This is a genomic window from Pacificispira sp. (assembly GCF_965228185.1).
In the GTDB taxonomy this organism is placed as follows: domain Bacteria; phylum Pseudomonadota; class Alphaproteobacteria; order UBA8366; family Aestuariispiraceae; genus Pacificispira.
In genome coordinates, this window is the sequence record NZ_CBDDHE010000006.1 from 54347 (window position 1) to 67206 (window position 12860).

The 12860-nt window shown below is 61.7% G+C and carries 10 protein-coding genes; 3 read left to right on the plus strand and 7 right to left on the minus strand.

From position 1 onward, the window contains the following. Positions 1 to 7: 7 nt before the first annotated feature. The 7 genes from ACO06O_RS11045 to ACO06O_RS11075 all read right to left on the minus strand — a co-directional run bounded on the left by ACO06O_RS11045 (position 8) and on the right by ACO06O_RS11075 (position 9495). Positions 8 to 1327: a glycosyltransferase gene (locus tag ACO06O_RS11045; RefSeq protein WP_421879567.1), complete on the minus strand. Its 1320-nt coding sequence runs from the start codon at positions 1325 to 1327 to the stop codon at positions 8 to 10. Beyond that, positions 1317 to 2555 carry a glycosyltransferase family 4 protein gene (locus ACO06O_RS11050; protein ID WP_421879569.1) on the minus strand — a complete coding sequence of 413 codons (1239 nt, stop codon included), beginning with the start codon at positions 2553 to 2555 and terminating at the stop codon, positions 1317 to 1319. The genes ACO06O_RS11045 and ACO06O_RS11050 overlap by 11 nt, the downstream gene beginning before the upstream one ends. Before the next feature lie 12 nt (positions 2556 to 2567). Continuing rightward, complete coding sequence (locus tag ACO06O_RS11055; RefSeq protein WP_421879571.1) at positions 2568 to 4892, minus strand: GumC family protein; 2325 nt, start codon at positions 4890 to 4892, stop codon at positions 2568 to 2570. Further along, positions 4892 to 5482, minus strand: coding sequence for a polysaccharide biosynthesis/export family protein (locus ACO06O_RS11060; protein ID WP_421879574.1), 591 nt, complete (start codon positions 5480 to 5482; stop codon positions 4892 to 4894). The genes ACO06O_RS11055 and ACO06O_RS11060 overlap by 1 nt, the downstream gene beginning before the upstream one ends. Positions 5483 to 5497: 15 nt before the next feature. Beyond that, on the minus strand, positions 5498 to 6502 hold the full coding sequence (galE, locus tag ACO06O_RS11065) for a UDP-glucose 4-epimerase GalE (RefSeq protein WP_421879576.1): 1005 nt from the start codon (positions 6500 to 6502) through the stop codon (positions 5498 to 5500). Between the two features lie 3 nt (positions 6503 to 6505). Next, a complete protein-coding gene (locus tag ACO06O_RS11070) occupies positions 6506 to 7981 on the minus strand; it encodes a mannose-1-phosphate guanylyltransferase/mannose-6-phosphate isomerase (RefSeq protein ID WP_421879578.1) in 1476 nt (491 codons plus the stop codon). Between the two features lie 218 nt (positions 7982 to 8199). Then, complete coding sequence (locus ACO06O_RS11075; RefSeq protein WP_421879582.1) at positions 8200 to 9495, minus strand: outer membrane beta-barrel protein; 1296 nt, start codon at positions 9493 to 9495, stop codon at positions 8200 to 8202. A gap of 565 nt (positions 9496 to 10060) precedes the next feature. Here ACO06O_RS11075 and ACO06O_RS11080 point away from each other — a divergent pair. From ACO06O_RS11080 to ACO06O_RS11090, 3 genes are read left to right on the plus strand one after another with little or no spacing between them, the layout of a single operon-like run. Next, entirely contained in the window at positions 10061 to 10528 is a 468-nt protein-coding gene (locus ACO06O_RS11080; protein WP_421879584.1) for a hypothetical protein, read from the plus strand. Positions 10529 to 10532: 4 nt separating this feature from the next. Further along, on the plus strand, positions 10533 to 11282 hold the full coding sequence (locus ACO06O_RS11085; protein WP_421879586.1) for a response regulator transcription factor: 750 nt from the start codon (positions 10533 to 10535) through the stop codon (positions 11280 to 11282). A 7-nt stretch (positions 11283 to 11289) separates the two neighbouring features. After that, a complete protein-coding gene (locus tag ACO06O_RS11090) occupies positions 11290 to 12777 on the plus strand; it encodes a sensor histidine kinase (protein ID WP_421879589.1) in 1488 nt (495 codons plus the stop codon). Positions 12778 to 12860 lie beyond the last annotated feature (83 nt).

Sequence of the window (12860 nt, forward strand, 5' to 3'; positions counted from 1 at the left end):
GTCCGCATCATTTCACAAGGCGGCCGGCCATTCGTGTGACCAACCGGGGAACACCTGTGACCATTTTTTCCGGCTCGACCAACCCATCGGCATTCAATGACGGCAGGCGCAGCGTCGTGTTGTGATTTCCGGAAAAGGCCGCTTCCAGAACCCTGTTTCCGAAGGTCTCGGCCTCGCGGTTGTTGAGAAAATCCTGAAACCGGGCGGCGCAGGCCGTCCCCTGCAGCCGATCCTCCGCAGCGATTTCCAATGCTTGGGCAAGTCTCGAGGGATCGGAGGTATCGGTTGCGATTCCCAATCCGAAATCCCGCACCAACTGGCCCAGCAGGCCGAAACCCTGACATATTACCGGCTTCCGGTATTGTGCGGCACGTATCAACACGCCGCTCGAACCGACAAAGTTCTGATACGGCGCCAGGACGATATCCGTTCTTGTCAGCCGGTCGGCCAGCTCCGTATCGGACGCCCAACGATCCTCGACATGAACCATCGCGTCGGGCCGCCCCCATTCCAGCTCACGAAGCAGGCGATAGAACCGCTCCTCGAGCCCTGAATCGATCCGGCCGGCGATGGAAACCTCAATCTGTCGAAGGAGGCTCACCGGCGCCTGATGGAGGGCTTGGAGCAGTTGTAGTGCCCCCTTGCGTTCGGTGATCTCGCCGAACAGCAGAAAGGCGGTCCGCCCCGGTCTTCTGGTCTCTACCGCCTCCGGCGCGAGGGCCGGCATCGTCGGTGCGGGATCATCGATCGGCACCACCTTGCCGCCGCCCGGCAGGTGCCGCTGGGCATAGTCCGGAAAGTAGGGATCCAGCGACATCAGGGTCGACAATGCCGGGTTCCGAAGCGCGCGAACAACGAAATCCCGCTTGATCCTCTGTTTCAACCAGGCCTCGGCCCCACCTGTTCCGCCTTCGAAGGCATCGTAATGGGCGGTCGGACGAAACAGTATCCCCGTAACCGAGGTGTTCTTTCCCAGGCCACACCCCAGAGCCAAAGGCGCCAGAAGGTGATCGAGCGACAAGAAGAACGCACCGTCCACACCAATCCGCCTGGCAAGGCGTCGCACCACGCGCCATTTCGCCATGCCCCGTTGGAAGGCTGAACCCGTATTGCACAGTCGCTGCTCCCCTTCGGACAGCGCAACGACATCGGCACCACCGGTCAGCGGCACCGGCAGCACATCCGCCAATTCCCTGGCGACCAACAGAACCATCCGATTGCGCAGCCCCTGGCGCTCGGCCGCTTTGAGAATATGGGTCAGCCATTCGCGCGCATGCCCGCGGGGATCGGATTCGAAAATGACGACCCGCCGAATTTCAGGCTGCATTCCGCCTAGCCTCCACGGCCGATTCGACAACGTCCAGGAACCCGTCCAAAACGCGGTTTCGATCATGCAGGCGCACGACATAGTCGCGTCCGTTTCTCGCCAACGCCGCGCGGGCGTCTTCATCGCGCGCAAGCCTGTCTATGGCCTGGGCCAAGGCATCGGCATTCCCGGATGGGACGCATATGAAGGCATCGGACTCTTCGCTCATCTGCCAAAGCAGGCTTGCTTCAGGCGCCGCAGCCACGAACGGCCGACCGGCCGCCATGATCGTGTAAATCTTGGAAGGGACCGCGAAGTCGGCGATGTCGGGGTGCTGCGAGACGATATGAATATCTGCCTGCGCCATGCTGTCCGCCAGATTGGCGGCAGGAACCAATGGACCAAAGGACACATTGCTCAACTTTCTGTCCCGCACGGCGCGCAGCAGCGTCTGCTCCTCACCGCCCTGTCCCCGCAGCACGATCCGGATGCCGCTGCCCTGCCGCTGCAGCCTCTCCGCCATATCGATGACCTGGCCGAGATGCTGCTTGCGTCCGAAATTGCCGCTATACATAACGATGATCTCGTTCGATCGCGGCACGGGTTGGGGAGCCACCTTTGCGGTATCGATCCAGATCGGCAGGATTTCGATCCGCGCCGTGACGCCGATCCGACGCAATTGCTCCTGCATCTGTTCGGACAAGACGAGCACCACATCGGCCCGGTTCAACGCAAACGCTTCCAGCCGCCGAAGCCAGGTCAGCAGCCGCCCATCGCCCAGAAAGCTGAGACCCGCCGCCAATCCGGATTGTATGTCGTGCACGATGGCGAAATGCGCCGACCGTCGGCCGGCCGCGATCCAGCCCAACAGCACCGTAAAGATCGACGGGCATAGGGAGACGACGACCGTGCGCCGTCGGCCCGGCACGAACAGGAGGGCCAGCAGGCCGCGAAGCAGGAACATCCCCTCGCCGATCAGTCGCCCGACGACGCCTCTTTCATTGATCAGCGTCGGCTTCAGCCGGCGGATCGTCACCCCGTGCTGGATTTCAAGATCCTTCCGGCCATCCCGGAATTCGTGCGGCACGTGCCCGTCCGGGTAGTTGGGACGGTTGGTGACCACGTCCACCTTCATCCCATGGGCCGCCAGATGTTCGGCCAGTTCGGTCATATAGGGGCCGGACCCGATCGGCTCCGGGTGATAGTTCTGGGACAGAACCAGCGCCCGCGTGAAACGGATATTGGACATGTCGGTCTCTTCTTATGCCGCGCTTCGCATGACCGGAGAGGTCCGCGCGTAATAGGACGAACCCTCGCTGTACCGACGGTACTTCTTGGGCTCCACCTGGGTGATCACCGTCCCGGAAACATGGACACCGACGCGCAGCAGATTCCGCACCTCGCCGACAACGGCCTGGCGGCGGGTACTGCCCCATTTGACGCACATGACCACCCGGTCCGCGGCACGTGCGAGATGGAGCACCATGGGCGTCACTTGCAGCGGCGAGGTATCGACCACAACGACGTCGTAGTAGTTCGACAGGGTGCGCAACAGCGCCAGGATCCGGTCCAGTTGCACGGCCCGACCCTGAGATTTACCAAGTCTGCCGTTGAAGATGACGTGCAAACCGGTCTGCCGGTCGACGAAGACCGCTTCCTCAGGCGATACATCCCCGCTCAGCAAATTGACCATATCCGTCCTGCGGAACTTCTCGCCGAACAGCCGGTGTTGGGTCGGTTGCCGCCAATCGAGATCGACCAGCACCACCTTCTTGCCTTCCGCCGCCATCAGGCGGGCGTAGCTGCAACTCGTATGCGACTTCCCTTCGCCCGCCGCCGCCGAGGTGAACAAGGTCACGCCGGGCAGATCGCCCTTCCGGTTCTCCAGAGACAATTGCGCCCAGATCATACGCAACGCGTCGGTATAGGGGGACAGAGGACGGCGCACGACCTCGTCGCAGCGTCCCGACCAGCGACGCGCCGTGCGCGGCAGGACGGCCAGGTTCGGGATGCTTGTATGATCCTCCAGATCCTCGGGGGTCCGGAAGGTATTGTCCAATTTCTCGATAATCAAAGCCAGCACGATACCGATCACCGCGCCGGCCAGCATGCCGACGACCAGCAGCAATTTCTTGGGCGGGAACGAAGCGGAGCCCGGCACCACGGCAGCGGACAGGATTTTCGCGCCCGGCTCCAGAATGCCAGCCTGAAATGCGGTTTCCTTCGACCGCATCAGCAGGCTCTCATACATCGCCCGCGTGGCTTCGGCCTCACGCTCCAACTGGCGCAACTCGACCGTCTGGGCATTCGACGCGCCCATCCGCGTTTCGACCTCGCCCATCCGGGCTTCGACACGGTCCAGCCGCTGCCGGGCGATATCCGCCTCCTGCCGCAGGCTCGCTATGATGCGTTCGATCTCCGTCGCAATGCCCTGTTCGATGTCGGAGAGCTGCGCCAGCATGGCGACCATGGTCGGATGCTTGTCGGTATATTCCGCGCGCAGCTCCGCGATCTTCCGTTCCAGGCCGGATTTCTCGGTCCGCAGCGAAATGATTAGCGGCGATTGCAGCACCGACGGGATTGATTCCGCGTCGCCGGCAGACCCGGCCGTGGCTTCTGCATGGGTCAGTTTGGCTTCTGCCTCGGCCAGGTTCGACCGTGCTTCGACCAGGCGGCTGTTCAGCTCCGCCATCTGCTGCCCGACCACCGTTTCGGAGCGCACCGAGAATAAGTTGTTTTCTCTTCGGTAGATTTCGACCGCAGCCTCGGCCTCGTTCAACTGCGTCTGAAGACTGGTCAGACGCTCGTCAAGCCAACCATTGGCTCGCCGGATGGCGCCCTCCTGTTCATGCAGGCGGTGGACGACATACTCTTCGGCAAAGCGATTTGCGATCTTGGCAGCGAGTTCCGGATCACCGGCGGCCGCAGTGATGTTGAGGACATGGCTGCGGGCCATCGGCTCCACCGTCAATCCGGACAGAAGCTTGGAGACGATGCGCGATTCCTGATCGACGACCGGCTGTCGCTTCTCGGACTGCCCCGCCTCATCGGTCTCTGTCTCCGTCCCGCCGAACATGGCGAAGAGCGCGCCAACAGCCTTGCCGAGAGAGTCCTTCACCGCCGCGATCCCAAGCTTCTCAGCCAGAGTTTCCTCCTGCCTCAGCGACGGATTGAATTCCGGATGGCTGTTCAGCGCGAGCGATTTGGAGACCTGTCCGGCCAGGGTTCTGGACGCGATGACGTGCCCCTCGGTTCGGATCGCATCTGCATCCATATTGGTCTGCGCCAGTTCCGCGGAATTGCGCGAAACCTCCGGCCGCAATCCGCCTACCAAGACTTCCGCGGTCGCCTCATAGCGGGGTGCCAGGCTCTGCCCGGCCAGGACCGCCACACCGCCGCAGACGCAAACCACGCCCAGAATCAAAAGCTTCCGCCGCCACAGCTTGACCAACAGGTCCCAACCACCGTCCTGCGGCTCCGGCTCCGGATCCATTGGTGGATAGGCCACAAGATATGGCATTTGTGGCGGGCCGACCGGTTGGTCGGGATGGTGTCTCAGGCTTCGGTCGGGTTCGATCGGATGCATCAGAAGTAACGCTCCCGAACAGTGATCACATCACCGGGTCGTACCGGGGTCAGATCGCGTGCCAGCAGGTTTTCCTGCTCGCGCTGGACGATGAAACCGTCCTTCGATGCCCGGTAGGTATACCCCCCGGCCAGGGCGACGGCGTTTACCACCGTCATGCCGTCGACATAGGAATAGCTGCCCGGTTTCCGCACCTCGCCGACGATGTAGAAGGGTCGGTACTCCACCACCCGCACCGTCACATTCGGCGTTTGCATGAACTCGCTGAATTCGGCTTGCAGGGTTTGTTGCAGTTCCAAGGGTGTCTGGCCGGCGGCATCCACTTCCCCGATCAACGGCATGGACAGCGCACCATTGCCGTCCAGGCTCTGCTCGCCGCTCAGGGTTTCGTCGCCGAACACGTTCACGGCCACCAGGTCGCCCGGCCCGAGCCGGTATTCGTAGGCAGTTTCGTCCGGCGCCATCGCGGTCGGCGCGGGTCCGGATGCGCAGGCCGACAGCAAGCCGGCGCCTAGAACCGCGACCAGCACCGCCTTGCCGAAGGCGCGGCAGCGAGCCGTGACGGAGTTGATGATATTGGAATTGCGCATGGCTCCTCCATTCCGTCAGCTGACGGATCTTAAGTGTTCGAAACGATGCGTGCGCAGGAAAGCCCAGGCGTGGGCGATCTGGGACGCCAGATCGGCATGGTCCTGGCGCCAGTTCAGCACGCGCTCCGCCTCGCTGGAATCCGCAACGAGCCGCGGCGGGTCGCCCGCGCGCGCCGGGCCGTGGCGCGTCGGAATTCGAACCCCGGTCACGGCCTCTACCGCGGCAATGACTTCAAAAACGCTGTAGCCCTGCCCATTGCCCAGATTGTACGCGGCGGCACCGTGCACTCGGCCTTCCAGCAACGCCCGCAGAGCCAGGACATGGGCACTGGCCAGGTCCTCGACATGGACGTAATCCCGAATGCAAGTCCCGTCCGGCGTCGGATGATCCGTGCCGAAGACGTCGATATGCGGGCGCAGACCGGCTGCCACCTCCAGGATCAGCGGGATCAAATGGGTTTCCGGATCGTGCAACTCCCCGATCTCGCCGTCGGGATCCGCGCCCGCCGCATTGAAGTAGCGCAGCGAAACAGAGTTGAGACCGTAGACCGCATAGTTCTGCAGCATGATCTCGGACATCGCCTTGGTCCAACCGTAGGGATTGGTCGGACTCATCGGGGCGTTTTCCCGGATCGGCATGTCGGCCGCGTCGCCGTATACGGCGGCACTGGACGAGAAAACGATCGACCGCACGCCGTGCCGGCGGATTGCGTCCAACAGGGACAGGAACCCGCCGACATTCGCATCATAGTATTTTTGCGGGTCGACGACGGACTCGCCGGCGGCGATATGGCCGGCCAGATGGATCACCGCCGACGGATCGTGCCTCTTGAAGGCGCGGTCCAGGGCATCGGGGTCCCGCATGTCCCCCTCGTAAAGCGGCCCCCAGCGAACGGCATCGCGCCGCCCGCCGGATAGGTTGTCGAAGACGACAGGCAAGAAATCCGATGCGGCGAGCGCCTTGCAGACATGACTGCCGATGAAGCCGGCACCGCCGACGACCAGGATCCGGTCCACCATATGTCAGGCCCTTCCGTAGCGGTCGTCGAAACGAACGATGTCGTCTTCGCCCAGATAGGAACCGACCTGCACCTCGATCAGGTGCAAGGGGATCTTGCCCGGGTTCTCCAGCCGATGCGTCGCGCCAAGCGGAATGTGGATCGCCTGGTTCTCGTGCATCAGTTCGGATACGCCGTCCCGGGTGATGCGTCCGGTTCCCCCGACAACGATCCAGTGTTCCGCCCGGTGATGATGCATCTGAAGGCTCAATTCCTGTCCCGGTTTCACGACGATATGCTTGACCTGGAAACCGTCGCCCTGCTCCACGGTTTGAAAGGTGCCCCAGGGGCGGATGACCTGAACGTGATTGTCGGCAGCACTGAGGCCGGAAAGGCGCATCTTGCCCACCAGCCGGTCGACGCTGACGGTCCGGTCCGCGGCACTGATCAGCGTCGCGTCCTCGGTATCCACGATCACCAGATCCTGCAGACCGACAGCCGCAATCAGACGCCCATTGGCCTGGATCAGACAGTTGCTGACATCCTCGGTCACCGCATTGCCTTCGATGACATTGCCGTCCGCGTCCGGCGCCCGCATGCGCCGCACCGCGGGCCAGGTGCCGATATCGCTCCAATCGATGTCGGCGCGGACCACGGCGGCCTTCTGGGTGGGTTCCATGATGGCGACATCGATCGACAGATCGGGTGCTTTCGAGAAGGCCGAACGCGAGAGCGTGATGCCCCCATCCACCGATGTGGCCTTCTCGACGGCTTCGAGGCTCGCCGCGTGAATTTCCGGCGCCAGGTGTTCGAACTCCTTCAGCAAGACGGAAACCGGCAGGACGAACATGCCGCTGTTCCACAGATATCCGCCCTGGGACAGCAGCTCTTCCGCCTCGACGGCGGTCGGCTTTTCGACGAAACGGGCAATCGAGGAAACATGCGGCGCGCCGGAAATGCTGCCGCCCTGCTCGATATATCCATACCCTGTTTCGGGGCGGGTCGGCTCGATCCCGAATGTCACGAGAAAGCCGCAATCCGCCGCCATCCGGGCACGCTCGAAGGCTTCCCGAAAGGCGGGACCGTTGCCGATGAAATGATCGGACGGCATCGCCAGCATCACCCCGTTGGGATCCTGCTCCTTGAGGATCGCGGCAGCCGCAGCCATGGCGGCTCCGGTATTGCGCGATACCGGTTCGCAGACGATTGCCAGCGGCTCAATCCCGACCTCTTTCATATGATCGGAAACCAGGAACCGGTGCTCCTCGTTGCAGAGAATGATCGGCGCACCGAGGCCCAGTACGTCGCGGGCACGCAGCACGGTCTCCTGAATCAGGCTGTGCCGGGAGGTGATGCGCTGAAACTGCTTGGGGCAGTCGTGCCGGGAAACCGGCCAAAGGCGCTTGCCGCTGCCACCGCAGAGGATGACAGGATAGACAGTCGCCTGGCGCGCCTCGACGGCCTCAATCATGGTGGGGTCGTCTCGAACAATCGTGTTCATGTCGGCACTCCCTGGTGAACGGATGGATCGGCATCGAAAACGCCGCATGCACGACCGCGGCGGCGACGCCGACGGCAGTCCATGCGAAAGTTCCTGGCCCAAGGATCAAAGGATCCTGTCAGGCCGGACTGTCCGTTAAGACGAAGTCACCCGAAGAGAATTCCAACCTTGCCAGGGCAATGGTGTGACAATCCCGTAGCCGTGTTAGGCGGGGCGCCTCACAGCCGGCCGGTCACCCGGAAACGCACGGTTTGCGTATTGTAGTCAGAGCCATTCGCCGTCGAATCCCGATGGGCATTCGAGTAGGACATATCGAGTTTCAGAAACTCATTGGCCAGATAGGTCACACCCAGTCCGGCACTGACCAGATCGTCGTCACGACTGATGTCCTGATATTCGATTGTGGTGTAGCCGACGGTGCCGAACAGAATGACATTGCGGCGGAGCTCGTGATCCACCCGCAGATCGATCGCCGAAGCCAAGGCGCCGGAAGCCCCGGACAGCGTCGTCTCCTCGACGGTCCGCGCGGCCTCTGCGGTCACGGTGGTCAGCCCGGTCGGATTCCAGGTCAGCGCACCGCCGAAGCTGAAGCCGGTGATCGTATCAAACCCGTCCCTGTCGTAATCCTGGGACAGATAGCCGGCATAGACTTCGCCGAAGGTGACCCCGGTCAAATCGAACGCGGTGCCGACAGTGGCCTCCCAACCCTGGGAATCCCTTTCGAACCCGTTGTCGTCGACGCGCTGATCGTAGGACCGGTCGTTCACGGCCAGTTCCACGAACGGCTCCAGACGCTCCGAAACCGAATATCCGCTTCGAACGCTGCCTTCCAGGACGCGACGGTCACGGTCGGACGAACGGAAACTGCCGCCCCCCGCTGCATCGACATTGTCATAGGCGAACCATTCGGATGCCAGGTCGGCCCTGACATACAACCGGTTGAACCGCTTCACCGCACCGGCCTGCAAACCGTAGGCATAAAAGGTCACGGGTTCGCCCGCCCCGACCTGGTCGACGGAGCGCCGGTCCTCGTGGTTTCGCTCCACCCAACTGCCGCCGGTCAGCGCGAAGCCGCGCTGGATATCGATCCGCCCATCCGCGCTGAAATCCCAGTCGACGTAATTCTCACTGGTATTGTCCAGGTATCGCCCGGCCTCGACCCCGCCCTGGAACTGCAGGCTGTGATTGTCCCAGTTGGATTTCAGGCTGGCGCGCGGCTCGACAACCGTCACGAAGTCGGATTCCTTCCCGGCATCCGAATAGAAAATGTTGTCGCGGTAGAATTCTTCGATCCCGATCTCCGGGAACAAGAAGAAGGATCCCATACGAATGCCGACCGGGTCGTAACCGGGTCTGCTGCGCTCGCGAACGGTTTCACCGCGCTTAGGGCCGTCATAAAGAGCGTCGCCCGCGTCAGCCGGCGCTTCCGGGACAGCTTGGGCGACCGTTTGCGCCGCGCAAATCGATGACAATCCGCCCAGCGAGACGCCGGCGCTCAGAACGCCTGCAATCATCGAACCCGTCAAATCCAAGCGCCGCAAAGCAGTCCCCCATAAATCGGTGTGGATCCGGCGACCGTGAACGCATCGACCGGACATTGTCGCAAGTGAGACGCGATTGCCTGGACGATGTTCCCTACTTACCCGCTTTTCCCGATACTTCAAATAACGTTATAGCGCACCGGCCTTCTTCGAGACGCATTCAAAGAATAAGATTAACACCGACTTTGACAGCATTTAACTATAATTGATGTAAAAGCCACCGCACACCAATGCACGCAATGTATTTGAAACCATAGGATTGCAATACTTCCTTTGTCGGGTAACATGATACCCAAGCCGTGACAAAGTTTGGAACTTTTTCGGTCCAACCACGTTTTAGTAGTAAGGCCGGCGTGCGACAGAAGCCGGCGGCGATCCGGCACACCGGATGCAAGGGAGGCTAGGTCGAGGCCCGCCAATCGGGTGTGCCTCGGCGCGTCCTATACTGGTTGGACACCGAATTTTGGGTTTTGCCGCCTTTGCAAACGAGAGGAACAGCCGCGCATTGCCGATAAGAAAGACGATATTGACGATGGGCATGCTGATTTTGATCGGATGTACGACCCCGACCGGGGAGCGCGCACCGGATACCGCGCCGACCGCCCCGGCTCAGGTAACCGAACCGCCGACGGACGGAGCGAGCGTCTCATCACTGCCCTATCCGGAAAGGCCGCCGGAACCCCCGAGGCGGTTGGAACCAGAGACCAATGTGACGACCGCCGGCCCGGAAGCCATCAAGGGCACCGAGAAAGAGGTCGAGAAGGTTGTTGCCAAAACCATCATTGGTGAAAGCGAAGCAGACGTTCGGGCGCAGTTCGGACCGCCGAACGACGTCATTCCGAAATATCCGGGCCATGTCTGGAAGTATGTTTCGAATGTCTGCGCCATGGAAATTTTTTTCTATCTCGACATCGCCGCGAATACCTACCGCGTGCTGACCCTCGACATATCCCCCGAAACGGAGACGGAAAACTGCTATGGGAGTCTGGCCAATGCTAAGAGCTGAAACAGTGGATTCCATTGCCCCGAACACCTGCCGCAATCTGGCGATCGTCGACGACGACCCGCTGTTCCGGGAATCGCTCGCCCAGAATCTCGTCGGCCGTGGTTATCAGGTCGAAGAATTCTCCGACGGCGAGGCGTTTCTCGAACGCCTGAACCAGCCGCACGACATCCATTTGATCCTGCTGGATTGGAAGATGCCGCGCATGAACGGCATCGAGGTCCTGGGCAATGTCCGAAAAATCGCCCCGAACATGCCGGTGATTTTCCTGACGGTCCTGAGCGATCAGATCTACGAAGAAGCGGCCCTGCTGGGCGGGGCAGTGGATTTCGTCGAAAAGTCCCGAAGCTTCTCAATCATCGTCCGACGGATCGAATTGGCGCCGTTCACGAGCCAGCCGAACAATGTCCCCGCCGAGCCGGAAACGGAAGACACGACCCTGACCGTCGGCCCGCTGCATCTCGATCTCGAATCCCACCGCGCCTATTGGAACGGGGAGCAGGTCTATCTGACCCTGTCGGAATTCGGCATCGTCAAGGCGCTCGCCAGCAAGCCCGGCACGGACCTGCCCTACCGCCGCATCTACGACGTGGTCCACGGTTACGGCTTCATCGCCGGGGACGGCGAGAACGGATACCGTGCCAATGTTCGTTCCCTGATCAAACGGATCCGGCAAAAGTTCCGGTCCCTGGACTCGAACTTTGACCATATCGAAAACTACGCCGGCTTCGGCTACAGGTGGCAGGCGCCGCGGTAAGTGCCGGATGAAGGCCTCGGGCAGCAAAATATTCCGCTCGCTTTCGATCAAGCTTGCGATCATCTGCGTCGTGCTCGGCGCGGTGCCCGTCCTGGTCTACATCCCGCTCGAAGAGGCGGACAATCAGAAGAACCAACTGGTGCTCCGCTCGGTTCAGCAGGAGGGCCGGATTGTCGCCAATTCTCTTTTCCCGGACCTCGAGCAATTTTCGCCCGAGGTCGCGGAGAACCTTCAGTTCCGTCTGGCCGAACTGACGCCGGAGGACAGCATGGTCGCGGTCTTTTTCCGACCGGTGGACACATCCAATGGAGACGCGTTCCTGTTCGTCGCCCGTCATCCGCGGATCAACCCTGCGCGGATCAACGCCGAGTTAAAGGAACTGCGCAGTACCGGATTGCTGAACGACGTGTCCGAAGCCTGCGACCGCCGGCGCCCGCTTTCCCTGCGACAGGACCGGCCGGACGGGTCGCGGCAGATCCTGACCTATTTCGGTACCCGACGCAGCGCAAGCGGCTGCTGGGTCGTCATATCTTCGACTGATCGCGCGGCCATTCTGGGCACCACGGAAGACAGCGAATACTGGCGCCGCGAAGAAATCCAGATCGCGGCGGCCATCTACGCGGCGATGGCTTGCCTCATCCTGTCCGTCTTTCTGTCCCTTCGGAACAATCTGCGCCGGTTCGATGGCGCGATCGCGGATATCCTGCGCGGCCGCGATACCGCCGTCTCGTTCCAGGACCGGAACCTGATCCCCGAATTGTCCGAGGTTGCCGGCCGTTTCGACCGGCTGGTTTCCGCTCTGCGACGGTCCGAAAGTCAGATCCGTCAGGCGGCGGAGGAGAATGCCCACGCCCTGAAGGCGCCGCTGGCGGTGATTTCGCAGTCGATCGAGCCGTTCCGGAACTATGTCGTCGACCAGGACGGTCCGGCGGCGCGCAGCCTGTCGCGCATCGAGCAGTCGATCCTGAAACTGGATGGACTGATTTCCGCCGCCCGCCAGATGGACGAGACGACACCGGCTGCAATTGACGAGCCCATGGTCGCACTGGATGTCGATCGGATTCTTTCCGACGTTTTGGAACAGTATCGCCCCGTCGCCTCGGCGCGGGATATACGGATAGATGCGGTGATTCCGACAGGAATCCATGTCATGGCGAATGAGGATCTGCTGACCACCTCACTGGAGAACGTGATCAGCAACGCCCTGGACTTTTCGCCGACCGGCGGTGTCATTCTGGTGGCTTGCAAGGAAACTCAGCCCGGCTATCAGACGATCGCGATTACCGATCAGGGCCCCGGTGTCGACCCCGACGTTCTGACCCACCTGTTCGACCGGTACTACTCGACCCGATCGGGCATGCCCAACGGTACGAATTTCGGCATCGGCCTTTGGATCGTACGGCGCAATGTGACGGCGATGAATGGCTTCGTTCACGCGGACAATGCACCGGATGGCGGCCTTCGGATCGAGATCAAACTGCCCCTGGCACACTGACCGATTGGAACTTTCGCGGCCCAATTCAGTCTTCCTTGATATCAGACACCCGGCCGACGCTCGTCGACGGCCGATGCGGAACA